We start from the raw sequence: 26379 nt of genomic DNA, 5'->3' as shown, positions 1-26379 counted from the left end.
TTGAAACTTCAAGAAATTTATGATGTTTTAAATGAAATTTCTCCTTTTGAGCTACAAGAAAAATGGGATAACTCAGGTTTACTTGTAGGTTCAAAAAATGATGAAATTGAGAATATTTATATTAGTATAGATTTAGATGAAGAGTTAGTAGCTAATATAAAAGAAAAATCTTTAGTTATTACTCATCATCCTTTAATTTTTTCTGGAATTAAAAGAGTAAATTTTGATACATATAGTACAAAAATTTTAAAAGAGTTAATAAAAAAAGATATAGCATTGATTTCAATGCATACAAATATTGATAAAACACATTTAAACAGATATGTAGTTGAAGAGATTTTAGGCTTTAAGATAAAAAATTCATTAGAGTTTATTTCATCTTGTGATGTAAATATGAATTTTGATGAGTTAGTAAAATACATATCAAAAAAATTGGGTTTAAAAACAATAAAAGCTGTAAAATGTAGTGATTTTATAAAAACAATTGCAATAGTTACAGGTTCTGGTATGTCTTTAATAGACCAAGTTCAAGCAGATTGTTTTTTAACAGGTGATATAAAATATCATGATGCTATGGAAGCAAAAGCTAGAGGATTATCACTTATTGACATAAGACACTATGAAAGTGAAAGATATTTTAGTACCTTGTTAGAGGGACTTTTAGAAGAATATTTGAAAAAAAATAAATTAAAAGCTATAATAACAGCTTCAAAAAATCCATTTGAGTTTTTTATAGAAGGAGAAACGGTTGAATAAGTATTTACAGGATTTAATCAAATTATCAAAATTTGATACAGCAATTAGTATGTTTGAGCCAAAAATTGAAAATGAAAAAGCTAAGTTAGCAACATTTGTTGAAACGGCAGCAACAATCAAAGCATCAATTAACTCAATTTATTTAGAAGTTGATGATGTAAAATCAAAAAGAACAAAAAACAACATTCATTTAGCAGAATTAAAAACTAAGTTAGAAAATATTGCTAAAAAAAATAAAGATGTTCATAATGAAAAAGAGTTAAAAGCTCTACAATTAGAAGAAGAGATAGCAAAAGAACAAATTGCATTTGCAAATGAAGAGATTGATAGATTAGATAATCTTGCAAAAAACAAAGAAGCAACTTTAAAAGAGTTACAAGAGAAATTAGCAGCTGAAGAAGAAGATATAAAAGAGATTCAAGTTGCAGTTGATAATACAATTGAAGAAATCAATAAAGAAAGAAATGTTGTATATCAAGAAAGAAGTGAATTATTAGAGAAATTTGATAATAAAATTTTAACTTTCTATGAAAAAATTAAAAGATGGGCTAAAGATTCAGCTGTTGTTCCTGTAAAAAAACAAGCTTGTTATGGTTGTTTTATGAAAATAAATGATAAAACTTATGCAGAAGTAATTAAAGCAGAAGAGATTATAAATTGTCCACACTGTGGAAGAATTCTTTATAAAGAAGCTGAAGAACTAGAGGCTTAATTTGAGCCTTTTTAGTATATTTTATTACTTAGTTTTAAGTGTTATTTATATACTTGCAATTCCTTATTTAATATTTAAGTCACAAAGTTCTAAATATAAAAAAGCAATTCCAGCAAAGTTTTTTTTAAAAAATAATTCAAGATTTAAAGAAAATGGTATTTGGTTTCACTCTTGTTCAATGGGTGAAACTAAAGCTATCAAACCTTTAATTGAAAATTATAAAGAACAAGCTAATATTTCTGTAATTACAAATACAGGATTTGAAGAAGCTAAATCAATAAATCAAAATGTAAAATATCTTCCCTTTGAAATTTTTTTACCTTTTTGGATAAATAGACAAAAAGTTTTAGTAGTTATGGAAGCTGAACTTTGGTATATGCTTTTTTTAATTGCAAAAAATAAAGGTGCAAAAACTTTTTTAATAAATGCAAGAATCTCAGATAAATCATATAATTCATATAAAAAATTTAGTTTTTTTTATAAAAAAATATTTGAAAATATTGATAAAGTTTTTGCACAAAGTGAAATTGATAAAGTTAGATTAGAAGAGTTAGGTGCAAAAAATATTGAAGTAATTGGAAATATTAAATTAGCACAATTACCACAAAAAAAGATAGATTTAAAAAAGCCAAGTGGGATTTTAATAACAGCTGCAAGTACTCATGAAAATGAAGAAGAGTTGATTATAAATTCATATAAAAAAGAGTTTGGGAAATTGGTAATTGTTCCCAGACATCCTGAACGTTTTTTAAAAGTTGATTTATTATTAAGGGAATTTACAAAAGAAAAAAATTTTTCTTATCATAAATATAGCCAAAAAGAGGATTTTGAATCTGATATAATATTAGTTGATAAAATGGGAATTTTAAATGATATTTATGCAATCTCTGATGTAGTGATTTTAGGTGGAGCATTTGAAAAAATAGGTGGGCATAATCCAATTGAACCTGCATTTTTTGGTTGTAAGTTGATTAGTGGAAAAAATATATTTAATCAAAAATCTCTTTTTGAGTGTATTAAAAACTATTATTTAATAGAAAAAGATGAAATTGGTGATTATTTAGGAAAAATTGGTGTGTTAGAAAAACCAGTTTTAACAAAAGCAGGTTCGATTGAACCTATAATAAAGGAGATAGATAAATGGCTGTAACATATGATAAAGCGTACAAATTATTAGCTCAGCAAGAAAAAATATCAAATTCTAAAGCAAAAGAGTTGATAGATAGAGGTGTTGTAAAAGTTGGAGATAAAAAAGTTTTAATTGCTCGTGGAGAAATTAGAAGTGATACAAAATTTACAATAAAAGAGATAAATAAAATCAAAGTAATTTTTGAAGATAAAGATATTTTAGTTGTAGATAAACCAGCATTTTTAACAGCTGATGATGTTGCTAAAAAATATGAAGGAGCAATATTATTAAACAGACTTGATAAAGAGACAAGTGGTGTAATGATGTTTGCAAAAAATGAAGAGTTTCAAAAAAAAGCTATCAAAGAGTTCCAAGCAAATAGAGTTTATAAAGAGTATGTAGCTATTGTTGAAGGAAAAGTTGTTGATGAAATTGAAATAGATAAACCAATTCTGACAACAAAAGATAGAGGAATGGCTAAATCTAAAATAGATGCAAAAAGAGGAAAACCTGCAAAGAGTACAGTTTATCCACTTTTAGTTGAAGGAAATAAATCTAAAATTAAAATTGTAATTGAATCAGGAAGAACACATCAAATTAGAGTTCATCTTAATTCTGTTGGATTACCAATTATTGGAGATGCTATTTACGGAAGAGTAAGTTCTAATGTAAATAGAGTTTTACTACATTCAAAAGTTACAAAAATATTTGACTATACATTTGAAGCAAATGAACCAAAAGAGTTCAGAGTGTATGATTTTAATTAAAAATTAAGCTTTTCGAAATTATAAATTCCCATTTTATGGGATTTTGTAAAAACAAAAAACTAAAAAAAAACTTAAATAGCTAAGTAATTTAAACTAAGTTAAAGTAAAAACTTTGTAAAATCCCAAACTTTAAATATAAATGTGGAGATATATTTTGTTTGATTCAATAACAGGCTCAATAAGAAATGCAGTAAATAAAATAAGACATCAAGATGATGTTGCGGCTTTAACAAAAGCTACAACAGAATTAAAAAAAGCTTTATTAAAAGCTGATGTTCATCATAAAACTACAAAAGAACTTATAAATGCAATTGAATTACAAACAAAAAATGCAGGAATTGGACAAGACTCTTTTTTAAGAGCTTTAAAAAGTGAATTAACTACCCTTTTAACAACATCTGGAAATCAAGGTTTTGTTTTTTCTTCAACTCCACCAACAGTAGTTTTAATGACAGGACTTCAAGGTTCAGGTAAAACTACAACAACAGGTAAATTAGCAAACTATTTAAAAACAAGAAAGAAAAAAGTTTTAGTAGCTGCTTGTGATTTACAAAGACTTGCTGCTGTTGAGCAATTAAAACAAATAGCAGCTCAAATTGATGTTGATATATATTTTGATGATGTAGAAAAAGATCCAATTAAAATTGCATTAGCAGCAAAAGAAAAAGCTACAAAAGAACACTATGATGTGCTTTTAGTTGATACTGCTGGGCGACTTGCAATTGATGAAGAGCTAATGCTTCAATTAAAAAATATAAAAGATGCAGTTAAACCAAATGAAATCTTTTATGTTGCAGATTCTTTAACTGGACATGATGCTACAAAAACAGCAACAACTTTTAAAGAAAAAATTGGAATAGATGGAGTTATTTTATCAAAATATGATGGTGATACAAAAGGTGGAGTTGCTTTATCAATTGCTCACCAAGTTGAAGTTCCATTAAGATTTATTGGTATTGGTGAAAAAATGCCAGACCTTGAAGTTTTTATTCCTGATAGAATTGTTTCAAGACTTTTAGGACTTGGAGATATTGAAGGACTTGCTGAAAAAACTTCTGCAATTATAGATGAGAAAAAAGCAAAAGAAGTAAGTAAAAAAATTAAAAAAGGTCAATTTAATTTCAATGACTTTTTAGAACAACTTTCAATGATGAGTAAATTAGGTTCTATGAAATCTATTATTGGAATGATTCCAGGTCTTTCACAAATGGCTGGACCTTTAAAAGATATGGATTTTGAAAACTCAGCTGAAATAAAAAGAATTAAAGCTCTAATTAGCTCTATGACATTAAAAGAGAGAGAAGACCCTGAACTTATGAATGCAAGTAGAAAGAAAAGAATTGCAAAAGGTTCTGGTTTATCTGAAGTCCAAATAAATAAAATTTTGAAGCAATTTAAAAATGCTTCAAAAATGGCTAAACAACTTTCTACTAAAGGTGGGATGAAAGGTTTACAAAATATGTTGTCTCAAATGGGACCTGGTGGAATGCCAAAAATTCCAAGATAAATAAATATAAATAGTATTGAGCTGTAAACTCATTTAAAAAGAGTTTAGAATTCAATACTATAATTCAAAAAAGGAAAGAAAACATGACAGTAATTAGATTAACAAGAATGGGAAGAAATAAAAAACCATTTTACAGAATCGTTGTAACAGATTCAAGAAAAAGAAGAGATTCAGGATGGATTGAATCAATTGGTTATTTCAACCCAGTAGTTGAGCCAAAAGTTTTAAAAATTGATGAAGAAAGATATAACTATTGGTTAAGTGTTGGTGCTAAACCATCTGAAAAAGTTAAAAAATTAGCTTCAAAATAATTAGATTAGAAAAATAAAATGATTACTAAATTCATAGAAAATTATGCAAAACTAATTGTTGGAGTACCAGAAGATGTTACTGTAACTAAAGAGTTAATTGATGATAATTTTGCTGAGATAACAATAAGTGTAAACAGTGTTGATATTGGAAAACTTATTGGTAAAAATGGGAATATGATTAATGCTTTAAAAACTATGGCAAATGGTTGCAAGGCAAAAGATGGTGTTTCGTATAAAATACAAGTTGTAGTAAAATAAATCTATGAATAATAGTAATGTATATGTTGCAAAACTTGGAAAAGCAGTAGGTCTGCAAGGTCATTTAAGACTTTTTATAGACTCTGATTTTCCAGAGCAATTTAAAAAGGGCGCTGTTTTTACTACAAATCGAAATCTTCAACTAAAAGTTTTAGAGTATAACTCTTCAAGGGAACTTGTAAAATTTGAAAATTATGAAGATGTTGACACTGCAAAAAAACTTACAAATCAAGAATTATATTCAACAATTGAACAAACAAAAGAGAATTGTAAACTAGGTAAAAATGAATTTTTTTGGTTTGATTTAATCTCATGTGAAGTTTTTGAAAATGATTTAAAATTAGGTAAAGTAAAAGAGATACAAAGATATCCACTAAATGATTATTTAGAAATCACAACTTATATTGAACTTGTGAATAAAGGTTATCCAAAAGTCTTTTTAATACCTCATATTTTCGATAAATTTGTTTTAAATATTGATATTGAAAACAAAAGAATTAATGTAATTAACTCTTTTGATATTTTAGAAAACTCTTAAAATTAATAATTACATCTTCTATTGAATTCATCTTTTGTGAATTCAAGTTCATAGGCTTGGTCAAATTTATTTGATAATAACTTATCAAGAAGTTCTCTTCTTTCATTTTCATCTTTAAATGGACCATAATATATCTCTATTCTATTTTTATCATCTCTACATAAAAGTATATTAGGATTTATTGCAGTAACTTTATCTAAATATTTTTTATATAAAGGACCTTTGATTTTGGCAACATTTATAAATTTTAAAAAACCATCTTCAGATAAATTTACATTCTTTTTAGAATTTGAAATCATCTCATCTGTATCATTTTGTTTTACTTCAACATTATCATTTGAAACTTGTTCTGGTTCAACACTGTTCTCATTTTGAGTTTGTTTGTTAAGTAGTTCTTCTTTGATTTTTAAAGCTTCTTCTCTTAGTGCTTCAAGTTCTGCTTTTTCTCTTTCTAAAGCACTCTTTTTTTCTTCTAATGCAATTCTTTCTTTTTCTAAGGTATCTTCATGAGCTTTTAATGCTTCTTCTTCTTTTCTTTTTTCTTCTTCTAAAATTCTTTTTTCATTAGCTAATCTTTCAGCTTCTTCATTCTTTTCTTGGTTAAGATTTTTATTTGTTAAAAAAGATAATTCTTCATTTAGTTTTTTTGAATTAATATCTTTTATATCAAATTTATATTCTTCTTTTGGTGTTTCTTGCACTATTTTTTCTTGAGGTATTTCTTGAATAACTTCTTTTTCTTCAGGTTTAAAAAAGCCTAAAAAGTAAAGAATAGCTCCTACAATAATAAATAAAAGAAGTAAAAAAACAACTCCAATTAAAATTTTTTGTAAAGGACTTTTTTTTGGTTTTTTTACAAACTCTTCTTGAATTTCTTTAATATCTGAACGATCATCTTCTTGTAAAGGAATATTTATTTGTCCAGAATCATCTTTTTTTAAAGATCCATTTTCTACTATTATTGAACCTTCACTATCTATTGCTTTTGTATCTTCTGCCATTTTTACTCTTCTTCAAGTTTATTAAGTTGTTTCTCTTTTAGCTTTTTATAATACTCTTTTCTATAAGCCTTAAGCTCTTCTTTTTTCTTTTCTCTGTACTCTTTGTTATATTCTAATCTTTTCTCTTTATTTTGCTCATAATACTCTTTTTTAGTATTTCTATAATCATTTATTTTTGTTACTATTGCTTCTTTTCTATTATCAATATACATTTTTTGTTCATGTGCAATAGCTTTTATTTTAGAAAAAAAGTTTTCATTATTTAGTTCAGCTTCATAATCAAACTCTTTTTTGGTTAATTTACTTTTTAGATAATACTCTTTTTTTTTCTTTTTATGAGCTAAAAAATTTCTTTTTCTGATTTGTTTTAATTCGTCTAAATTCATTTTAGTAAAATCAACTAGTTAAATTAATTTTTTAATCTATTCACCGTGTCAAGCATACTATCAGCAGTTGTAATTGCTTTTGAATTTGCTTCATATGCCCTTTGAGCTGTAATTAAATCAACCATTTCATTAACTAATTTTACATTAGAAAGTTCTATCATCCCTTGTTGAACACTTCCAAATTGTTCCTCTCCTGGATTTCCTTCTAAAACATCTCCTGAAGCATCACTTTGCATATATAAAGATTCACCAAGAGGAATTAATCCAGCTGGATTTATAAAATCAGCAAGGGTAATTTCTCCCAAGTCAACTGTATCACCAGTTTGAGCATCTGTTGCTGTTACAGTTCCATCTTTACCTATAGTTACATCAGTTACATTATCAGGAACAGTTATTTCAGGAGATAATAAATAACCATTTCCGTTTACAATTGAACCATCAGCATTTAATTTAAAATTACCATTTCTTGTATAAGCAGTTTCACCACTAGGTAGTGTAATTTGAAAGAATCCTTTTCCTTCTATTGCTAAGTCAAAAGTATTTGATGTTGTTTTTAAATCACCTTCTGTGAAGTTTTTTTGGATATTTGAGATTCTTACCCCTAATCCAACATCAATACCTGTAGGATTTAGTGTTGTTTGAGTTGTTCTTCCAGCTGTATAATTTAATGTTTCATACATTAAATCTTGAAATTCGGCTCTATCTTGTTTAAAAGCAGTTGTATTAACGTTTGCGATATTATTTGAAGTAACATCAATTTGATGTTGCATAGAATTCATCCCAGTTGCAGCAGTGTAAAGTCCTCTAATCATAGAAAATCCTTTATTTTTACATATTATTAATTATATTTTAAGAATAATTAAAATTTGATAAATTACTTAAATTATTTTTTATAAATATTAAGTATAAATTTAAAACAAATAATATATAATGCATATTTACTGAAAATATTTAATTAAATTACAAGGGATAGTTAATGAAAATTCTAATAGTTGATGATAGCTCAACAATGAGAAGAATTATTGGAAATGTTGTTATGCAATTAGGCTTTTCGAAAGAAAATTTTGATGAAGCTGAAGATGGGGTTAAAGCTTGGAAACTTCTTAGTGAAGCTCATTATGATGTTATCTTAACTGATTGGAATATGCCAAACATGAATGGTTTAGAACTTGTTAAAAAAGTTAGGTCAGAAGGAACTCATCAGAAAACTCCAATTATTATGATTACAACAGAAGGTGGAAAAGGTGAAGTTATTACTGCATTAAAAGCAGGAGTTAATAATTATATAGTTAAACCGTTTAATGCAGAAGTTTTGAAAGAAAAACTTGATGGGGTATTAAAAAAATAATATAAGGTCTTATCATGAGTATGAGTCAAGAAGAGATTGAAGCTTTAATGAATGGTTTGGATATTGCTGATGATGAAAGTGAAGCAGAAGAAGTATCTCAACCAGTAAAAGTAAATACAAAAGAAATAGAAGAATTATTGTCTCAAACTGAAGATATAAAAGATGAGATTGATGATAAGTCAGAAGATATAATAGATGATACTGTTGTATCTATTAATGAAATTAAGAATAATTCTGAAAATGATGCATTTATAAAAAATAGTGAAATAGAAGATTTACTTAAAGATATTGAATCTTCATCAGAACCAATAGTTGAAGAAGTTGCTGAAAAAACTCCTGAAGTAAAAATTGAAGAGATAAAAACAGAAAGCAATGAAAAAAATATAAGTCGAAGTGAAGACGATATAGTAAAAGATTGGACTTCAAATAAAATAAATGAAGGTGTATTTCCACTACCTGCTGAAAAAGATACAAAAGTTGTTAATCAGTTAACTCAAGTAGCAAATGATTCAGAGGAAAAAGTTTCTCAGATATTTGATGTTTTAAGTTTTACTTTAGACAATAATAATGAGATAAGAAAAGTTTTTAAAGATTATGATAACTTTATTAATTCTCAAGTAAATTTATTAAATTCATTGTCTACTAAATTCCCTAACATTAAAGTTTTTGATGGATATTTGAATAGTGCAAAAAATACGAAAGAGACATTAAAAAGCATAAATAATTTGTTAAATGAAGAAGATAATCAAATTTTTCAAGCAATGGAATTAATGCAATTTAATGATATCAATAGACAAAAGATAGAAAGAGTTATGGCTGTTATTAGAAAACTTTCTTTATATCTAAATAATTTATTTGAAGATGATGGGAATTCTAAAGAAATAGCAGTAGCAAAACATATTCCTGGTGATGATTCTGATGATTTAATTGGTGATGATTTAGATAAATTAATAGCAGAATTTTCAAATAACAAATAATTTAAGGGAGTAGTAATGAATCAAGGTGTTTATCCTCTTGCCGCATCAATGGTTAATCAAATTAATCGATTAGATCAAATAAGTAATAATTTAGCAAATGTTAATACTTTTGGATTTAAACAAGAAGGTACAACTGAAACTACATTTAATTATTATTTAGAAAGAATGCAGTCTGAAAATAAAGCACCAACTGTAAATAATATTGTCACAAATAATATTCCAAAAATTGATTCAAAATATATTAATCCTGAAGCTGGTCCAATTGTAATGACTGGAAATAATTTGGATTTTGCAATGAATGCACCGGATACTTTTTTTAAAGTTCAAAATCAAAATGGAGATATTGTATATACAAGGGATGGAGCTTTTAAAAATTTAGATAACTTTTTAGTGGATTCAAATGGAAATAATGTATTAAATGCAGATAATGAGCCAATTGTTATTGAAAATGGTTTTGAAGCACAAGTCGGTGTAGTAAAAATTCCTTATACAAATCTTGAAAAAATTGGTGATAATACTTATAGTGTAAAAAATCAAAATGAGATGGAAATATTTGAGAATAATGATAACATGATAGTTCAAGGTGCTGTTGAAAAATCTAATGTAAATTCAGTTACTGCAATGGTAGAATTAATTGATGCACATAGAAGATTTGACCAATCACAAAAAGCAATAAAATCTATTGATGAATTAAATGCAGGTTTAATTGAAAAAATTGGGAGTAATACTAAATAATGGAAGCAAGTAGCGTATCTAGTACACTTTTTCAACAGTTGAATTTTAGAGGCGAAAGACAAAAAGTTATTTCGAGTAATATTGCAAATATAAATACACCAAATTATAAAACTCAAGACTTAGTTTTTGAAGATGAATTGAAAAATTCAAGTTTTAATAATACTTTACAATTAAAACAAACTGATTCAAAACATATTTCAAGTATAAATTCTTTATCAAATTTCTCAAATCCAAAATTAGTTCAAGTGCAAGGTTTAGAAGAACAAAATGATGGAAATAATGTAAATTTAGATAGTCAAATGGGTGAACAATCAAAAAATAAAATTATTTTCGATGCAATACAATCATCTATAAAAAGAGATTCTAAACTATTTAGATCAGTAATTGAATCTTCGTCAAAAAATTAATTAGGATAACTATTTTATGGATCAACTTTTAAAGTTTATAAATAATTTAAACACAGCACAAAGAGCTGTTATAATAGGAGGATTTTCTTTACTATTTATATTATTAGTTGGTTTATTAATTTATTCAAGTATTAAAGCAGAAGATAAAAAATTAAACTACACTATAGCTTCAAATTTAACTAAATCACAAGTGATGTTAGCAAGCGATGAATTAGAAGCTTCAGGTATTCAGTTTGCTGTTATTGGTTCTGGAAATAATCTTACTTTAAAAACATCAAAAGAGTTTATTAATATCGCAAAAATCAAATTAGTAACAAGTGAAGCTGCAACAAGTAAACATGTTGGTTGGGAAATTTTTGAAAAATCTTCATTAGGTACAACAAATTTTGAAAATAATGTTAAGTATTTAAGAGCATTAGAAGGTGAACTTTCACGTTCTTTAGAATCATTAACAGGAGTTTTAAGAGCAAGTGTAAAAGTTGCAATTCCAAAAGATACGATTTTTACTGAGAAAAAAGCTGATACAACTGCTTCTGCAATGATATCTTTAAAACCAGGTGTATTTTTAACACAAAAACAAATTGATGGAATTAAGAATTTTATAGCTTCTGCAGTTCCTAATTTAAAAGAAGAGAATATCCAACTAATTGACCAAGATGGAAGTTTATTAGAGATGTCAGCTGATGATCTTAATAATCAAAAATCTACTACTCAAAACAAATATAAATCAGATTTAGAAGAAGAGTATTCTAAAAAAGTTGTAGCACTTTTAGAACCATTTGTTGGTGTTGGTAGAGTTGTAGCAAAAGTTACAATGTCATTGGATTTTATAAAAAAAGATATAGAAGAAGAGATTTATAATCCAGAAGGAAGTATTCGTTCTCAACAAGTTATTGAAAATACATCAAATTCTCAAGGAATGCCATCAAATAATGGTGGTGTTGCTGGTGTTGATAATAATATTCAAACACCAACAACTGGAACAGGAAATTCAAATATAGCTTCAAATAGTGAAGGTACAAATACTGTTACAAATTATGAAATTTCAAAGAAAGTTATTAGTCAAAAAGATAATAACTATATGAATATAAAAAGAATAACAGCAGCTGTAACTTTTGACTCTTCTGTTTTAAAAGATGTTCCCAATAAAGATGAGTTTATAAGTTCTTTAGAATCAATAGTACAAGATACAATTGGGTATGATAAAGCAAGGGGAGATAAGGTTACAGTTAAAGATTTCAAATTTATTGGTGTTAAACCTTTAGATCAGATAGCTCAAACTGTTGATGCAAATGGAAATGCAGTTGTAATTTCAGAGGATTCTGTTGATACAGTTACAATGGTAAGATCTCTTCTAAAAGATTTTAGTGAATATATTCAATATATTATTGCAGCAATATTGCTTTTTGTGTTTTATAAGAAATTCATTGCATCTAATGAAATTGTTATATTAGGTGATGGTACAAGACAAAAAGTTGATGGTAATGATGAAAATCTAGTTAGTGATATGTTAACTGATTATGAAAATGAATTTGATTCAAGTACAGCACAAGGAAGACTTAAATCAAAAGTTAAAAGTCAAATACTAAATAATATTGAAGGTTTAGATGAAGAATCTGCAGCAAAATATGAAGTATTTATTGAAGAATTAGACAAAGATATAAATAATAATCCAGCTGAAATTGCAAGAATGATTGAATTATTATTAAATGAAGGTAATAGTAATTTTAAATAAAGGCTAATAAATGGCAGAGAGTATAAAAGAACATGACATTCTAAAAGGAATGTCAATGTTAGAAAAAGTAGCTAGATTTTTCGTTTTAATTGGAGAAGATTCTACTGTTAAAATTTTTCAACATTTAGAAAAAGATATGGTGGAAAATATTTCTACTGCAATTACCCAGATTTCATCTATAAATAAAGAAGTATCATTAGCTATACTAGAAGAATTTCATTTATATGTGAGAACAAAAGGTTTTATTAGTTCAGGTGGATATGATTTTGCAAGAGATATTTTATATAAATCTCTTGGAAAAGCAGAAGCTGATGAAGTTTTAGCAAAACTTTCAAAAATGAAATTAGCTTCTCAAGCATTTTCTTATTTAGATGGTATTAATCCAAAACAGTTAAGTGATTTCATTAAAGATGAATCACCACACACAATCGCTGTTATTTTATCTCATATGGACCCATCAAAATCAGCAGAAGTATTAATGCAATTAGATGAAGAAATAAGAGTAAAAGTAACAATTCAAATAGCAACAATAAAAGATGTTTCACCTGATGTTGTAAGAACAATATCATTAGTTCTTGAAAAGAAACTAGAATCTTTATTATCATCTATTGTTGATGTTGGTGGTGTAAAAGTTGTTGCTGATATGTTGAATAAATTAGGACCAAAAGCACAGGATATTTTGAAAAATATCAATGGTATTGATACATCATTAGCAACAAAAATAAAAGAGAATATGTTTGTATTTGAAGATTTATTAAATTTAGAAACAGAACATATTATGAAAATTCTACAAAATGTTGAAACAAATGATGTCGTAATTGCGATGAAAAATGCAACAGAAGAGGATATGGAAAAAGTGACAAATTCTATGTCTCAAAGAGCAAGAGATAGATTTAAAGAAGAGTTTGAAATGTCAACTAAAGTTAAAATTAAAGATATCGAAGCAGCACAAAGAAAAATGCTTGATGTTGCACAAAAACTTATTGAAGATGGTTTAATTGATAGAGAGAATAACTAATGGCAGATAATGTATATTCAAGCGCAAAAATTATAGGTAAAAATGAAGAAGTTCAAAAATATGAACTAGGAAATTTTATTAATAATCAAGTAGAAACAAATAATGTAGTTAATTCAAAAGCAATTTTAGATGATAGAGAGATAAATGGTAAAGTTGATCCATTATTAATTGAAGTAAGAAATTTATCTTTAAAGTTAAATGAGATTTCAGAAAAAGTAACAAATATAGAAAATGACGGAATAAAAGGGAAAGATGTAGATGCCCAAGTAGTTCAGGCAATAAAAGATTTGAAACATTATGCAGCTTTTTTTGAACAAGCTACTTTTCAAATGGAAACAAAATTATTAAAAACCTCAATTGCAATTGCACAAAAAATAATTAATATTGAAGTTGGAGAAAATTCTGCAAAAATTGCAAAACAGACAATTTCACATTTACTTGAAAAAATAAAAACAGCATCAAAAGTACAAATCCACTTAAATCCTAAAGATTATGCCATTTTAAAATCACAACTGAATTTAGAAGCTTTTATTGAGTTGCATCAAGATCCAAATGTTGTAGCAGGTGGTGTTGTAATTGCTAGTGATTTAGGTAATTTTGATGGAAATATAGAAGCAAAAGTTGCTTCAATGTTGGAATCACTAGATTTAGTTATATAGCTAAAAGATATTATAAGGTATAAATATTTGAACTTTATGATATAATTTAGTAAAATAATTTGACAAAGTATTAATATGGAAATTAGTGAAAGAGAATATGATTTATTAGTAGATACCGAAATAGTTGTTGATGTAATGTTAGGTAATACAAATATTAGTATTTCCGAATTTCTAAGATTGGGAGATGGAGATATAATTTCTTTACATAAACCAGCAGGTTCAGGTGGTGAAATTTATGTTAACTCAAGAATTATTGGTACGGGAGATATTATCGTAATAGATGATAAGTTGGCTGTAAGAGTTCAAGATTCAATGGATTCTGATAATGTAGTTAGGTACTTCTTTGAAGAACATATGATTTAGGAGAATAAAATGGCAGAAATTTCAGTAAACTCAAATGTTGGAGTAGATGGTAATTCATATACAACTTCTATTAGTAATGATCAGTTAACAAGTAATGATTTTTTAAAATTAATGATTCAAGAACTTAAATTACAAGACCCAACAAAACCTATGGATTCTGCACAAATGTTATCTACACAGATGCAAATGTCAACAATCAATACAAATCAAGAGATGATTAAAGCTATGCAAGCAATGCAAACTGCTTATTCTCAAACAGCATTATCAAATGCTACAGGTGTTATTGGGAAAAATATAGAAGATGGAAATGTTGGAGAAGATGGTATAACAAAAGCTTATACTGTTAGATCTATAGAAAATGTTGATGGCGAAATTCAAGTAAAAGCACAACAAATATTATATCTTGAGGATAGAGTTATATTAGAAGATCCTACAGATGCAACTAAAAATCAAATAGTTAATTATAATGTAAATGGTGAAATACTTGATGAAGATGGAAATAAGACAGGTAAAAAAATAGTTTTAACTGCTCCAGGATCGCCTTTAGTAAGTGATGGTAAATTAACATTACTTGATGAAAATAATGAAATAGTTGCTGATCATAAATATACTTTAGCTGGAGTTTCAGTACCTGTTTATTCTGATAAATTAACAACTTTACCATTTTCATCAATAACAAAAATATTTTAAGGAAATAAAATGATTGGAGCATTATGGAACGGAATGACAGGTATATATACCTTTGATAAAGCAATTTCTGTTGAATCAAATAATGCTTCTAATTCAAATACTGTTGGACATAAACTTGATGATATTACTTTTGAAGATTTAATGTATAAATCAAGATATGGAAAAGGTGTAGGTACTCAAAGTATAGACAAACAATTTACACAAGGTTATATAAAACCAACAAATGTAAATTTAGATGTTGCAATAGAAGGTGATGGTTTTTTTGTTCTTAATGATAGAAAAACAGGAGAGACATTTTACACAAGAGCAGGTAATTTTCAACAAGCAGAAGATGGAATACTTGAATCACAAAATAATTTGAAAGTATTAGGATTAACTCCACAAAATAGAACTATAGTATCATCAAATGCAAATGATAGTAGTTTTTCAAATGAATTTTCAAGACAAATCACTTCTTTGGATATTAGTAATGATACAACTGTTTATAATGTAAATGCAAGAGCAACAGATTTTTATTCATCAGCAGTAAATGATTTGAATACTCAAAAAGGAAATAATTATAAAACAGCAAGTTCAAAAATAAATGATGTTGAGTTATTAAAAAGTGATTATACTGAAAAATTAAAACTTTTTCAATCAAATCCAGATGCTGCTTCTGTTCCTTCTTTAAGTCAAGTTTCTCAAGTGAATTTTTCTTCATTATTGTCACAATTAAATGATGAAAATGATTATATTTCAGTGAAAATCAATAATAGTATTATTAGAGAAAATTTTGATACAGATGTTGAAACTACTTTAAAAAATTTAGCAGATAGAATTTCTAATAGTCAAGGATTTAAGTCTAGTGTTGATACAAATACAGGTATATTAACTATTGAAGGATTAGTCGCAGGAAAAGAGTTTACTCTTATTGATGCAAATGTAAATAGTGATTTTGCACCTGTATCTAAGTTGCAAAATGCAACTTTAGGGTCAGGTTTAGCTATGGTTCAAACATCAAGGGATGCATTAAAAAATGCTATTGAAAATGCAGATGGGAAATTTTTAGAAATAACTAATGTATTAGCTTATGGCAATAATGCAGTAATTGGTACAAGTGAAATAAACTTAAGATTAAATGCTTTAGGATTAGTTCCCGATGCTAAGGGAGAAGTTTCTATTTCAAATGATGGGTTTGTTTATGTATCAAATGGTGATAACGATTTTTTAGTAGGAAAAATATCAACAGCAAACTTTAAAAATGTACAAGGTTTAGATGCTGAAGGTGGAAATTATTTTAGAGCCACAAGAGAGTCAGGAGCTGCTTATAATGCAGATAAAATGAATACCATGGTTTCAAATTCTTTAGAAAATGCAAATATTAATTTTGGAAATACACTAAGTACATTATTAATATATCAAAAAGCATTTGAAGCAAACTCAAAATCAATTACAACTTCAGATGAATTTATAAAAGCTGCTATTGAAATGAAAAGATAGTGTTTTTATATTAGTACTTTATTAAGTATTAATATATGAACATAAAAGTTCATTAAACCTTAATATAAAGGATATATCATGATAGGTGCACTTTGGACAGGAATCTCAGGATTATCAGCACAACAAAAAGCATTAGATAATGAGTCTAATAATATTGCAAACGTAAATACAATTGGATATAAAGCATCAAGAATTTCGTTTGCCGATCAAATGTATCAAGACAGAATAGGAAAAGGGTCATTAGTACTTGATTCTGAAAAGTTATATACTCAGGGTGGTACAAAATTAACTGGTGTAAATTATGATATGGCTTTAGATGGAGATGGATTTTTTACTGTAATAAATAAAAATACAATTGGAACAGCTGAAACTTTTTATACAAGAGCAGGAAATTTTAGAATGGGAGATAATGGTACCCTTCAAAATGCTGGTGGGAATGAAGTTCAAGGTTGGATGATGAGTCCAATTGATAGCCAAAATGATGTAACAAGTACAAATCCAAATACAAGTGTATTTACTTCTGATTATACAAAGCTTTTGAGTTCTAAAATAATTAGACATGGTACATATGTAGAAACTATAACAGCAAAATCAACAGATTATAGTTTAACAGCAAAATCAGATTCTACAAGTGTATTTAGTGGAGATGGAGGAAAAACAAAATCAGCTAAAGTATCAGATATAGAAGAAGCTATAAAAGATTATACAGGTTGGTTACAAAAAATAAAAGATGAACCAGATGCTTTATCTGCTACATCTATTTCTCAAATATCACAAATTAATTTTAAATCTGGTGCTGATTCTATAATAGGAAGTGATGGACATCAAATTTATGTGTATATTGATGGAAATAAATATTCACAAAATTTTTTAGTAACTTCATCAAGTCAATCATTTAGAGATGATTTATATGCTTCACTAACCCCAGCTGAACAAGCAGTATATGGAGATCCAAGTGGTGTATTAACTGATGCTCAAATGGCTATGTATGATAAAGATGCTGGAAAAATAGCTACATATAAAGCTTTAGCAGATCAAATTTCTCAAATACCTGGACTTGTTGCAACAATGGCAATAGATTCAGGAGGAGCAGATGTATTTAACACTACAGAAACTTATACATCTTCAACAAATAATATTGATATGTTAAAAGGTATTATTCAAATAAAATCATTAATACCTGGAAAAGAGTTTAAAATATCTGAAGTTGGAGAAGTTGCAAGTGGTGTAACTGTTCAGGGAAATTATCAAACAACTACAACTGCTGAAAAAGGTTCTGGAATTGCTGCACTAGAGACTTCAAGAGATGCTTTATCTAAATTAATTACAGGTAAACAACAAGATGTTTATACACCTACTCAAATATTAGATGGAACACAAAGAGACTTTACTTATGCTATTAGTATCTTTGATAAAGAATTAGGACAAAATATTCCTGTTCCAAATAATGGTGCCAACCCACCTCAAGTAGTTGATATGGTAATTGATAATGCAGATTCAATTGATGATTTTGTAGCTCAGATAAATGCTAATCCAGATTTATCAAAATATGTGGAAGCAAGAAATGTAAATGGTAATTTAGTAATACAAACTTTAGATTCTAATTATGATGTTGAATTTACAGGTTCATTGAAAGTTTCAGACGATAACACTGGTACAGCTGCAGGGATTGTTGGTAACTTAACACCAATTGATGTAAATGCAAATTATTCAGGAAGAAAAGGTGCAGGAGCTGAGTTTATAGAAATTGTAAATAAAGTTGATCAAACTTCATCAAAAGGAAGTTTACAATTAAGACTTGATACACTAGGAATTTCTGATTCAGCATTTGGAGAATTTTCTGTTGATAGTACAGGTTTAATTACAATGAAACAAGATGGGGCAGATTTTGCAATTGGACAAATTGCAATTGCAGTATTTAATAATAATAGAGGTTTAAACCCAGTAGGAAATAACTTATTAGCTAAAACTAATGAGTCAGGTGATCCTGTTTATAATCTAAATAATAATAAAACAGCACAAGTAATGGGTAAAACATTAGAATTAAGTACAGCAGATTTAAGTGAAAGTTTAGTTAATCTTATGGTATTCCAAAGAGCTTTTGAAGCAAATGCTAAGTCAATAACGACTTCAGATGATTTATTAAATACTTTAATAAACTTAAAAAGATAATTTTATAAATAGAGTAAAATTTTTACTCTATTTTATATTTTGGTAGGATAATTTTGGAAAATTTTTTATTAATTGCAGTACTTGGCGTATTATTGTTATATTTTTTCTCTAGTGCTAATGTATATAAATCATTATATAGAAAATTAAATGAAGAAAAAAATATCATAGAAGAAGATATGGCCAAATTAGAAAGTTTAATTGAAAGATATGAAAAACAAGTTAAAATAAGTGCAAATACATTAAAAAATAATCAAGGTAATCTTCAAGTTGCAAGGGATGACTTACAAGAATTAAGATTAGAAAATATGAATCTAAAAAATAGAGTTGATGATTTAGAAAAAAGAAATGAAGAATTATATGCTCAAGTTAATGCTATGGTATAGGCAGATATTTTGATAAAATTTATATACAAAATTTTTCTAGGTTTATACTTTTTTAATTCTATTTTATATGCAGATGATTTGATTGAATCTCAACCTGAAATAATTTTTCAATTTGAAAAATTAGAAAAATCACAAGAAAATTTAGCATTACAAGTTGATTTTAATAAGGCAGTTTTACATTTAAGTAAAAATGAGTATGAAGAGGCTATAGAATTATTCAAAAAAACATCTAAAATCCTTCAAATACCCTCTTTTTTAAATATGGGTATTGCCTATTATAAATTAGGCTCAATTGATAATGCTATTGTATATCTAAATAAAATATATGAAAATGAGAATAATGTTAAAGCTGATACTTTTTCTTATATGTCAGCTTGTTATTATTTATACCAAATTTCAAAAGATAATAAATATCTTGATACTATTGTTAAAGTTTCTAAAAAATACAAAAATCTTTCTGAACATACTAAAAGAATGTTAGCTGATACTTATATAATTTTAAAAGAATATGAAAATGCACTAGAAGTTTTAAATTCAATGGATTATACAATGGATTTAAAAAAGGCACTTATTTACATAAAATTAAAAGATTATGAAAAGGCTTCACTTTTATTAGGAAAAGCAAAAGAACAAAATGTTAATCCTAATACATTAGATAAAATTTTATGGATTTTAAGTTTTACGGATTTGAAATTAAATAAATTAGATAAATTAAAAGAGACATTAGATTTAATAAATGAGAGAAGAAGTACTTTTAAAGCAAATATTGAATTACCTTTAGAAATTTATTTTAATCAAAATAAATTCACTTCTAAACAATATTTAGATTCTGTTCTAAAATTTGATGAAAATAGAAAGATAGATTTTGTTTTTTATTTCGCACCTTTTATTTTCTCAGATTCTCAAGAAATTATTTATGATACTGTAAAAGGTTTTATATATAGTCAAAAAGAGAGTATTTTAAATTTAGAAGAGATGGTTGATTATAATTCAAAATTTTTAAAAATAGTTAAAGAAGATCCTATTATTAGAGTATCTGAGTTAAAAAAGATGTTAACAAAAGATACTAAATCATATATTTATTATAATTTAGCGCTTTCATGTGCTCAAATAAATGATTTTCATAATGCTTTTAAATATTTTGAAAAAGCTTATAAACTAAATCCTGGAAATAAACTCTATTCTACAATGTTTTTAATTTCTGCAAATAGAATAAATGTAAAAATAAAAGATAAAGAATATATTGAAACGACTATTAAGACAAGTAATGGTTTATACAACTATTTTGGAAAAGAGATATATAAACTATTTCTAAATCCACAGTTTACTTTTGCTGATCAACCATTAAATTATGAAAATACAATTTTTTACAAATCATTAGAGTTTTTAAAAGCTATGAATGAAAATCAACCTTTATTAAACCAGCCTTTATTGGATGAATATATAAAGGATCCTTTAACATTTTTAATTAGATTAGTTCAAAGAAGAGAAAAAGAGAGTGATTATACTTATCACTCAAGATTACAAGACTCTATACCATTAACTTTAAATAACAATTTCTTGGAAGGTCCATTAATAATCACAAGATATTATATCGATATTTTAAAAGCATTAGGAATTTTTTCAAAAGCCGATTTAAGAATAACTGGTAAAAATACACCTTCTTATCTTAGAACAAAAGCATTGAGAGATTTACATTTTGGTTTACCTGATGAAACAATAAAAACATTAGAGTATTTACAAAGTGAATATAAATTAGAAGATAAATATACAATGTATTTAATTGTTGCTGCTCTTTTAGAAGCAGGAAGATACAATGATGCTTCAATTCAAATTTCATTAATAAAAGCAATTTTAAATGATCCTGATGCAGATTTTTTAACTGCAATTCAGTTAATTCAAGAATTAAAAATTCCAAGTGCAAAACAATTTTTAACTCAACCTTATTTAGATTCTTTAATAGATTTTAAACTTGTTGGTTTTGATGAGTACCTAGAATCTCTATAGTTTAACCAAGAAATCTTAAATAATTTAATTTTTTTCTGCTATAATAATCTATATTTGTTATTTTTTAGGAGAACATCATGGAAATTGGAAGAGTTGCTGAAATTGACAATGCAAAATTAAATAACAGTGAAAAAGTTAAAAAAGTTAGTGAAGTTAATGATAAAAATAAAGTAATTCAGGATGATGAATATAAGAAATCTGTAGGAAATCAAGATTCAAGTGAAAAAAACGAAGTAATTCTTGATAATATAAGATTTGGTTATAACAAAAATTCAAGAGATTTTTTTGTAAAAGTAACAAGAGGAGATGCTGAATATAAATATCCAACTGAGGATATGATGAAAGTAAAAGCATTTATCCTACAAGAATTAGAACAAAATAGTAAAGAATAAGGTAATTAATTGGCATCAGATTTATCAAACATCTTTAAAGATGAACTTTCAAATACATTAGAGCAGTTATTATCAAAAAACTCTCAAGTAGATTCTGTTTCAAAACTTGTAAGTGAGAACTTTGACTCTACACAATTAGTTGAGTGTAATGTAAAATTTGATTTAAAAGGAATATCTTCTTCTGTATTATTTTATATACCTACTTTAACAGCAACAAAATTTGAGTATTTGATGCTAGGTGGTATGGGAGATTTAAAAGAGCATATTGATGATGAAATAACAGATGCAGTTAATGAAATAATTTCTAATATTTGTGGAAGTTTTTGTACTTCTGTAAATGCACAAGGACTTCCTGATATAGGAGCTTTGAAATCAGAAGTGAAAAATGCATCAATTGTTGAGGGATCAATTTTAACTTCTAAAAATAATGCTTTTGAATTTATAATTTCATTAGAAAATGAAAAATTACCAATTATAATCGCTTTTGATGAATTTATATTGCCGTTTTTTTCTTCAATTACTGGTGTAGTTAGTTCAACTGATACAGAAACAAAAGCACCTCAAGTTTTACCTTCAAATCCTGTTCATAGTAGTTCTTCTGTATCTTCATCTGTGCAAGTTCCAAAAAATCTTGAACTTTTATATAATGTAAAATTAAAATTAAGCGTTAGATTAGGAACAAAAGTTGTTTTATTAAAAGATATCCTAAGATGGGATGTTGGAGAGATTATAGAGTTAGAACAAATGGTAAATGAGCCTTTAGAAATTTTAGTAAATGGTGTAAAAATAGGTGAAGGTGAAGCTGTAATTGTTGAGGGAAAATTTGGCTTAAAAATTAAAAAAATTGGAAATGAAGAATTAAGATTAAATCAAATAGGATTGTAATTTATGGATAAAAGTACAGTTGGAGGTTTAGGAGCAGGTTGGGCTTTAATTGCACTTGCAATTGTTTTAGGTGGAGTTGGTTTTGGTCCATATATAGATATTCCATCTGTTGTAATTGTTTTCGGTGGAACTATTGCTGTAACAGCAGGACAATTTGAAGGTAAAGATTTAAAAAGAATTGTACCTGCAATGAAAGTTGCAATGAATGAAGTAAAAGTTGAACCTTTACCTGAATTAGTTGAAAAAATAGTATTTTATGCAACAGAGATAAAAAAGCATGGTGTTATGCAAATAGAACAAAAAGTATTACAAGAAACTAATCCATTTTTTAAAGAAGCATTCCAGTTATTAGTAGATGGAACAAAACCAGATGTTTTACAACCATTGATGGAATTAAAATTAGAACATATGGAAAAAAGACATTCTGTTATGATAGGAATATTTGGTAATATTGGTGGAACAGCAGGTGCTATGGGAATGATTGGAACACTTGTTGGACTTGTTGCAATGCTTGCGAATTTATCTGACCCAGCTTCTGTAGGACCTGCAATGGCCGTTGCCTTACTTACAACAATGTATGGAGCTTTATTAGGTACATTATTTGCAGGAATTATGGAAAGTAAACTTTCTCAAAAACATAATGTAGAAGTAACTGCATGTGAAGTTATTATTCATGGTGCAGCAATGATTGCTGCTGAAGAGTCAATTGGTAATATTAAAATGCAATTAAATGCAATATTAACTGAAGTTGTAGAATAAAGTATTATTATGGCTAAAAATAAATGTCCTGAATGCCCAAAATGTTTACCTGGTTGGTTAGTTCAATTTGGGGATCTAATGTCTTTGTTACTAACATTTTTTATTCTTTTACTTTCAATGGCTGTTATGGATAAAAAGAAAGTTGAAGAGTATTTTGATATTATGAAAAAGGCAATGGGATTTATTGATGCTTCAACAGATGTTGAAACACAAAGTGATGCTTATTCAACAAAAGATAGTAGTAGTTCAGATTCACAAGAGAGTAGTGAATCAAGTGAGAGTTCTTTTGAAAATAGTGTTCAAGAAGTTTCTCAAATGGTTGAGGAATTGAATTCAAATCAAAATATTGAGTCTCAAGAAATTAGTATAGAAAAAGGGAAAAATGAGTTTACTCTGGATATTCCTTCTACAATTATGTTTGAAGATGGGCAATATGAACTAACAAATCAGAGTGCAAAAATTTTTATTTCAAAAATTGCAAGGGTTATTAGAACGATGCCCCAAACATTTAATATAGAAATTATTGGACATACTGATACAAATAGAGTTATAAGTGATAAAATACCAAGAGATGCTTGGGATATTTCAGCATTAAGATCAATTTCTGTTGTAAAAGAATTAATTAAAAATAAAATTGATCCAGCAACTCTAAAAGTTTCGGCCTATGGTTCGTATCATCCAAAAAGTGATGTTGCAGCTGATAATAGAAGAGTTGAAATGCGATTCTTTTCTCAAGATAATCAACAAGATATATTAAATGAAGAAAATTTCTTTGATAGGTTGGAATAATGGAAATAAATAGCAATAATCTAATTAATAGTGATGTTTTACAAACAAAAAAGTTTGATAACATTAAGTCAGAAGATATTAAAGATGAAGAAACGTTAAGAAAAGTGAGTAATGATTTTGAATCATTTTTTTTAAATCAGATATTAGATGTTTCATTACGTTCTACAAATATAGCAGGTGAAGCAGCAGGGTCAGATATTATTAAAAGTATGTATGTACAATCTATTGCTGATAGTTCAAGTGGAACTTTGGGAATAAGTGATATGTTATTTGATTTTTTAAGTAAAAATAATAAATAAAAGGCTCTTAAATGGTTGAAAATATAGTAGAAAAAATGACTTCATTAGTAAATGAATTAAAAGAGTCTATAAATCAAGATATAATTGATATAAAAGCAGCTAAACATGAAGAACTTTTAAAAAGAAATGATAGAAAACATATATTAATTGAGGAAATTACAAATTTAAAAGTTCAACTAAACCAAGAATTAGTGAAAAAGATTCAAGAGGGTGTTGATGTAAATATTTATAGAGCTAATGTTGATTTTCTTGAGATTCAATTAAAAGAACTTTATGAATTAAATAAAAAATTAGCTTCAATAGTTTTGCCTGTTCAACAAATGTATAAAGAGTTGGTTTCAGAAATTACTGCTGCTAATGGAGGACGAATTTTTGATATTAAAGCTTAGTTTTCTATCTTTTTTATTAAGTGCTAATTTATTTGCAATAAGTGTATTGGTTTCAAAAGAAGCCATTAATTATGAAGAGAAATTAGATAGTAGTAAAGTTAAATTACAAAACGTATCAGAAATAAATAAATATTGTGTACCATTAAAATTGTCAGAGTTACAAAATGCAGAGTATGTTACGACACACTATATAAATCAAAATACAATAATTTGTACAAAAGATGTTAAAAAATATGAAAATGAAACTGTAATATTTAATTTTGGTGGAGTTAAAATAGAAAAAAGAGGCAAAATTATTTACGAAAATAATGAATTTATTCGTATAAAAAATATTGATGGAACAATTGAACAAATTTATAAAGATGGAAGATTAAAATGAATATGCTCTCTTTTTTAGGAGAAACACCTACTATTGCATTAAGATTAGCTCAAGAAGAGTGCGGAGAAGATGCAATTGTAATTTCAACAAAAAAAATAGCAAATGCAAAAGGTACTTCAAAAGATATGTATGAAGTTGTTGTTGCTATTGAAGATGAAGATAAAAAAAAGAATTTAATCTATACAAAATCAGCAATTAGTAAAGCATCTGAAAATTCTCAACCAATTAAAACACAAGTATATGATTTCAAAGAAGAAATTTTAAAAATGCAAAGTGTTTTAGAACAAGTTCAAAAATCAATTTGGAATCCAAAAAGTCAACTTTATGATTTAACTATTCCTCCTGAATTTGCTTCAATGTATAATATTTTTGAGCAAAATGAGTTTGATCAAGAGATGACTTATACAATTATGAAAAAAACAATAAAGCAACTTCCAATAGCTTTAAAGTCAAATCCAAAAAAGGTAAATGATTTTTTTAAATTGATTTTACGAAGAGTAATTCCAATAAAACATGAAGTTCCATTAAGAAAACATCAAAGAAAAATCATAATGATGGTAGGACCAACAGGTGTTGGAAAAACTACAACTATTTCAAAACTTGCTGCGAGATATGCTTATAAATTGGGACAAAATTATAAAGTAGGGATTGTAACTTTAGACTCTTTTAGAGTTGGAGCAATTGAGCAGTTGCAAGCATATACAAATATTATGAGATTACCTTTAGAAATAGTAAAAAAACCCGAAGGTTTATCAGAAGCACTTTTAAGATTAAAAGATTGTAATTATATTTTTATAGATACAGCAGGTTCAAGTCAATATGATATTGATAAAATTGAATTAATAAATGAGTATCAAAAAAGAGTAGAAGAGTTGCCAATAGAAAAAATATTAGTTCTTCCTGCAAATGTTAAACATAGTGATTTACTTGAGATTTATAAAAATTATTCACGATTATCAATAGATTATTTAACATTCACGAAATTAGATGAGACAAAAAGTTTTGGGAATTTAATATCTTTTGCACATAAAACAAAAAAATCTATAACATATTTTTCAATAGGCCAAAATGTTCCTGATGATTTAATTGTTTCAGACTCTTCTTTTTTAATTGATTGTTTTATGAATAATCAATGTGTTAGGAGATAAT

General features: G+C 26.7%; 32 protein-coding genes. 29 read left to right on the top strand and 3 right to left on the bottom strand.

Annotated features, from left to right (window positions below):
• The 8 genes from AELL_RS11905 (at position 1) to rimM (ending at position 5978) form a co-directional block, all read left to right on the top strand.
• A complete protein-coding gene (locus tag AELL_RS11905) occupies positions 1-756 on the top strand; it encodes a Nif3-like dinuclear metal center hexameric protein (RefSeq protein WP_118918165.1) in 756 nt (251 codons plus the stop codon).
• On the top strand, positions 749-1468 hold the full coding sequence (locus AELL_RS11900; RefSeq protein WP_118918164.1) for a zinc ribbon domain-containing protein: 720 nt from the start codon (positions 749-751) through the stop codon (positions 1466-1468). Before AELL_RS11905 ends, AELL_RS11900 begins: the two co-directional genes overlap by 8 nt.
• Before the next feature lies 1 nt (position 1469).
• Positions 1470-2618, top strand: coding sequence for a lipid IV(A) 3-deoxy-D-manno-octulosonic acid transferase (waaA, locus tag AELL_RS11895; RefSeq protein ID WP_118918163.1), 1149 nt, complete (start codon positions 1470-1472; stop codon positions 2616-2618).
• Positions 2609-3364 (top strand): pseudouridine synthase family protein, encoded by a 756-nt coding sequence (locus tag AELL_RS11890; RefSeq protein ID WP_118918162.1) that lies wholly within the window; start codon positions 2609-2611, stop codon positions 3362-3364. The genes waaA and AELL_RS11890 overlap by 10 nt, the downstream gene beginning before the upstream one ends.
• 154 nt (positions 3365-3518) lie before the next feature.
• The gene (ffh, locus tag AELL_RS11885; RefSeq protein ID WP_118918161.1) at positions 3519-4871 is read left to right on the top strand and encodes a signal recognition particle protein; all 1353 of its coding nucleotides are present in this window, start codon (positions 3519-3521) and stop codon (positions 4869-4871) included.
• An 83-nt stretch (positions 4872-4954) separates the two neighbouring features.
• Positions 4955-5182, top strand: coding sequence for a 30S ribosomal protein S16 (gene rpsP / locus AELL_RS11880; protein ID WP_004511333.1), 228 nt, complete (start codon positions 4955-4957; stop codon positions 5180-5182).
• Between the two features lie 18 nt (positions 5183-5200).
• Positions 5201-5440 (top strand): KH domain-containing protein, encoded by a 240-nt coding sequence (locus AELL_RS11875; protein ID WP_118918160.1) that lies wholly within the window; start codon positions 5201-5203, stop codon positions 5438-5440.
• 4 nt (positions 5441-5444) lie between these two features.
• The gene (gene rimM / locus AELL_RS11870; protein ID WP_118918159.1) at positions 5445-5978 is read left to right on the top strand and encodes a ribosome maturation factor RimM; all 534 of its coding nucleotides are present in this window, start codon (positions 5445-5447) and stop codon (positions 5976-5978) included.
• Positions 5979-5980: 2 nt separating this feature from the next.
• On the opposite strand, the gene AELL_RS11865 is transcribed toward rimM, so the two are convergent.
• Genes AELL_RS11865 through flgG form a run of 3 tightly spaced genes read right to left on the bottom strand, consistent with a single transcriptional unit; the run spans position 5981 to position 8177 of the window.
• A complete protein-coding gene (locus AELL_RS11865; RefSeq protein WP_118918158.1) occupies positions 5981-6979 on the bottom strand; it encodes a hypothetical protein in 999 nt (332 codons plus the stop codon).
• A gap of 2 nt (positions 6980-6981) precedes the next feature.
• The gene (locus tag AELL_RS11860) at positions 6982-7365 is read right to left on the bottom strand and encodes a hypothetical protein (RefSeq protein ID WP_118918157.1); all 384 of its coding nucleotides are present in this window, start codon (positions 7363-7365) and stop codon (positions 6982-6984) included.
• Positions 7366-7388: 23 nt separating this feature from the next.
• On the bottom strand, positions 7389-8177 hold the full coding sequence (gene flgG, locus AELL_RS11855; RefSeq protein WP_118918156.1) for a flagellar basal-body rod protein FlgG: 789 nt from the start codon (positions 8175-8177) through the stop codon (positions 7389-7391).
• Positions 8178-8341: 164 nt separating this feature from the next.
• On the opposite strand from flgG, the gene AELL_RS11850 reads away from it, so the two are divergent.
• From AELL_RS11850 to flhF, 21 genes are all read left to right on the top strand, one after another.
• Positions 8342-8713, top strand: coding sequence for a response regulator (locus tag AELL_RS11850; RefSeq protein WP_118918155.1), 372 nt, complete (start codon positions 8342-8344; stop codon positions 8711-8713).
• Between the two features lie 14 nt (positions 8714-8727).
• On the top strand, positions 8728-9690 hold the full coding sequence (locus AELL_RS11845; protein ID WP_118918154.1) for a hypothetical protein: 963 nt from the start codon (positions 8728-8730) through the stop codon (positions 9688-9690).
• 15 nt (positions 9691-9705) lie between these two features.
• Positions 9706-10425, top strand: a complete 720-nt coding sequence (locus AELL_RS11840) for a flagellar hook-basal body protein (protein WP_118918153.1) — start codon at positions 9706-9708, stop codon at positions 10423-10425.
• Positions 10425-10832, top strand: a complete 408-nt coding sequence (flgB, locus tag AELL_RS11835) for a flagellar basal body rod protein FlgB (protein ID WP_118918152.1) — start codon at positions 10425-10427, stop codon at positions 10830-10832. The genes AELL_RS11840 and flgB overlap by 1 nt, the downstream gene beginning before the upstream one ends.
• 16 nt (positions 10833-10848) lie before the next feature.
• A complete protein-coding gene (gene fliF, locus AELL_RS11830) occupies positions 10849-12567 on the top strand; it encodes a flagellar basal-body MS-ring/collar protein FliF (RefSeq protein WP_118918151.1) in 1719 nt (572 codons plus the stop codon).
• A gap of 10 nt (positions 12568-12577) precedes the next feature.
• Entirely contained in the window at positions 12578-13585 is a 1008-nt protein-coding gene (gene fliG, locus AELL_RS11825) for a flagellar motor switch protein FliG (RefSeq protein ID WP_118918150.1), read from the top strand.
• Positions 13585-14244 (top strand): FliH/SctL family protein, encoded by a 660-nt coding sequence (locus tag AELL_RS11820; RefSeq protein ID WP_118918149.1) that lies wholly within the window; start codon positions 13585-13587, stop codon positions 14242-14244. Before fliG ends, AELL_RS11820 begins: the two co-directional genes overlap by 1 nt.
• Before the next feature lie 75 nt (positions 14245-14319).
• Entirely contained in the window at positions 14320-14607 is a 288-nt protein-coding gene (locus AELL_RS11815; protein ID WP_118918148.1) for a FliM/FliN family flagellar motor switch protein, read from the top strand.
• Between the two features lie 9 nt (positions 14608-14616).
• Positions 14617-15297: a flagellar hook capping FlgD N-terminal domain-containing protein gene (locus tag AELL_RS11810; protein ID WP_118918147.1), complete on the top strand. Its 681-nt coding sequence runs from the start codon at positions 14617-14619 to the stop codon at positions 15295-15297.
• 9 nt (positions 15298-15306) lie between these two features.
• Positions 15307-16776, top strand: a complete 1470-nt coding sequence (locus tag AELL_RS11805) for a flagellar hook-basal body complex protein (protein WP_118918146.1) — start codon at positions 15307-15309, stop codon at positions 16774-16776.
• A gap of 78 nt (positions 16777-16854) precedes the next feature.
• Positions 16855-18948, top strand: coding sequence for a flagellar hook-basal body complex protein (locus tag AELL_RS11800; protein WP_118918145.1), 2094 nt, complete (start codon positions 16855-16857; stop codon positions 18946-18948).
• A gap of 53 nt (positions 18949-19001) precedes the next feature.
• Positions 19002-19331, top strand: a complete 330-nt coding sequence (locus AELL_RS11795; protein ID WP_118918144.1) for a hypothetical protein — start codon at positions 19002-19004, stop codon at positions 19329-19331.
• 9 nt (positions 19332-19340) lie between these two features.
• Positions 19341-21338 (top strand): tetratricopeptide repeat protein, encoded by a 1998-nt coding sequence (locus AELL_RS11790; protein ID WP_226805987.1) that lies wholly within the window; start codon positions 19341-19343, stop codon positions 21336-21338.
• Between the two features lie 77 nt (positions 21339-21415).
• Positions 21416-21730, top strand: coding sequence for a flagellin (locus AELL_RS11785; protein WP_118918143.1), 315 nt, complete (start codon positions 21416-21418; stop codon positions 21728-21730).
• Between the two features lie 9 nt (positions 21731-21739).
• Positions 21740-22615, top strand: coding sequence for a FliM/FliN family flagellar motor switch protein (locus AELL_RS11780; RefSeq protein ID WP_118918142.1), 876 nt, complete (start codon positions 21740-21742; stop codon positions 22613-22615).
• A 3-nt stretch (positions 22616-22618) separates the two neighbouring features.
• Positions 22619-23374 (top strand): motility protein A, encoded by a 756-nt coding sequence (locus tag AELL_RS11775; RefSeq protein WP_118918141.1) that lies wholly within the window; start codon positions 22619-22621, stop codon positions 23372-23374.
• Positions 23375-23383: 9 nt separating this feature from the next.
• On the top strand, positions 23384-24163 hold the full coding sequence (locus tag AELL_RS11770) for an OmpA/MotB family protein (protein ID WP_118918140.1): 780 nt from the start codon (positions 23384-23386) through the stop codon (positions 24161-24163).
• Positions 24163-24462, top strand: coding sequence for a hypothetical protein (locus tag AELL_RS11765; protein WP_118918139.1), 300 nt, complete (start codon positions 24163-24165; stop codon positions 24460-24462). The genes AELL_RS11770 and AELL_RS11765 overlap by 1 nt, the downstream gene beginning before the upstream one ends.
• A gap of 11 nt (positions 24463-24473) precedes the next feature.
• The gene (locus AELL_RS11760; protein ID WP_118918138.1) at positions 24474-24851 is read left to right on the top strand and encodes a hypothetical protein; all 378 of its coding nucleotides are present in this window, start codon (positions 24474-24476) and stop codon (positions 24849-24851) included.
• A complete protein-coding gene (locus AELL_RS11755) occupies positions 24835-25230 on the top strand; it encodes a hypothetical protein (protein ID WP_118918137.1) in 396 nt (131 codons plus the stop codon). Before AELL_RS11760 ends, AELL_RS11755 begins: the two co-directional genes overlap by 17 nt.
• The gene (gene flhF / locus AELL_RS11750) at positions 25227-26378 is read left to right on the top strand and encodes a flagellar biosynthesis GTPase FlhF (protein ID WP_118918136.1); all 1152 of its coding nucleotides are present in this window, start codon (positions 25227-25229) and stop codon (positions 26376-26378) included. The genes AELL_RS11755 and flhF overlap by 4 nt, the downstream gene beginning before the upstream one ends.
• Position 26379: the final 1 nt, after the last annotated feature.

It is taken from the genome of Arcobacter ellisii (assembly GCF_003544915.1).
Classification (GTDB): Bacteria; Campylobacterota; Campylobacteria; order Campylobacterales; family Arcobacteraceae; genus Aliarcobacter; species Aliarcobacter ellisii.
This window is presented reverse-complemented; position numbering and strand designations above follow the sequence as displayed.

Excerpts from the sequence above, each read along its gene's own strand:
- AELL_RS11890 (WP_118918162.1), top strand. The coding sequence starts at position 2,609 with ATGGCTGTAACATATGATAAAGCGTACAAATTATTAGCTCAGCAAGAA.
- rpsP (WP_004511333.1), top strand. The coding sequence starts at position 4,955 with ATGACAGTAATTAGATTAACAAGAATGGGAAGAAATAAAAAACCATTT.
- AELL_RS11875 (WP_118918160.1), top strand. The coding sequence starts at position 5,201 with ATGATTACTAAATTCATAGAAAATTATGCAAAACTAATTGTTGGAGTA.
- rimM (WP_118918159.1), top strand. The coding sequence starts at position 5,445 with ATGAATAATAGTAATGTATATGTTGCAAAACTTGGAAAAGCAGTAGGT.
- AELL_RS11865 (WP_118918158.1), bottom strand. The coding sequence starts at position 6,979 with ATGGCAGAAGATACAAAAGCAATAGATAGTGAAGGTTCAATAATAGTA.
- AELL_RS11860 (WP_118918157.1), bottom strand. The coding sequence starts at position 7,365 with ATGAATTTAGACGAATTAAAACAAATCAGAAAAAGAAATTTTTTAGCT.
- flgG (WP_118918156.1), bottom strand. The coding sequence starts at position 8,177 with ATGATTAGAGGACTTTACACTGCTGCAACTGGGATGAATTCTATGCAA.
- AELL_RS11850 (WP_118918155.1), top strand. The coding sequence starts at position 8,342 with ATGAAAATTCTAATAGTTGATGATAGCTCAACAATGAGAAGAATTATT.
- AELL_RS11845 (WP_118918154.1), top strand. The coding sequence starts at position 8,728 with ATGAGTATGAGTCAAGAAGAGATTGAAGCTTTAATGAATGGTTTGGAT.
- AELL_RS11840 (WP_118918153.1), top strand. The coding sequence starts at position 9,706 with ATGAATCAAGGTGTTTATCCTCTTGCCGCATCAATGGTTAATCAAATT.
- flgB (WP_118918152.1), top strand. The coding sequence starts at position 10,425 with ATGGAAGCAAGTAGCGTATCTAGTACACTTTTTCAACAGTTGAATTTT.
- fliF (WP_118918151.1), top strand. The coding sequence starts at position 10,849 with ATGGATCAACTTTTAAAGTTTATAAATAATTTAAACACAGCACAAAGA.
- fliG (WP_118918150.1), top strand. The coding sequence starts at position 12,578 with ATGGCAGAGAGTATAAAAGAACATGACATTCTAAAAGGAATGTCAATG.
- AELL_RS11820 (WP_118918149.1), top strand. The coding sequence starts at position 13,585 with ATGGCAGATAATGTATATTCAAGCGCAAAAATTATAGGTAAAAATGAA.
- AELL_RS11815 (WP_118918148.1), top strand. The coding sequence starts at position 14,320 with ATGGAAATTAGTGAAAGAGAATATGATTTATTAGTAGATACCGAAATA.
- AELL_RS11810 (WP_118918147.1), top strand. The coding sequence starts at position 14,617 with ATGGCAGAAATTTCAGTAAACTCAAATGTTGGAGTAGATGGTAATTCA.
- AELL_RS11805 (WP_118918146.1), top strand. The coding sequence starts at position 15,307 with ATGATTGGAGCATTATGGAACGGAATGACAGGTATATATACCTTTGAT.
- AELL_RS11800 (WP_118918145.1), top strand. The coding sequence starts at position 16,855 with ATGATAGGTGCACTTTGGACAGGAATCTCAGGATTATCAGCACAACAA.
- AELL_RS11785 (WP_118918143.1), top strand. The coding sequence starts at position 21,416 with ATGGAAATTGGAAGAGTTGCTGAAATTGACAATGCAAAATTAAATAAC.
- AELL_RS11775 (WP_118918141.1), top strand. The coding sequence starts at position 22,619 with ATGGATAAAAGTACAGTTGGAGGTTTAGGAGCAGGTTGGGCTTTAATT.
- AELL_RS11770 (WP_118918140.1), top strand. The coding sequence starts at position 23,384 with ATGGCTAAAAATAAATGTCCTGAATGCCCAAAATGTTTACCTGGTTGG.
- AELL_RS11765 (WP_118918139.1), top strand. The coding sequence starts at position 24,163 with ATGGAAATAAATAGCAATAATCTAATTAATAGTGATGTTTTACAAACA.
- AELL_RS11760 (WP_118918138.1), top strand. The coding sequence starts at position 24,474 with ATGGTTGAAAATATAGTAGAAAAAATGACTTCATTAGTAAATGAATTA.
- flhF (WP_118918136.1), top strand. The coding sequence starts at position 25,227 with ATGAATATGCTCTCTTTTTTAGGAGAAACACCTACTATTGCATTAAGA.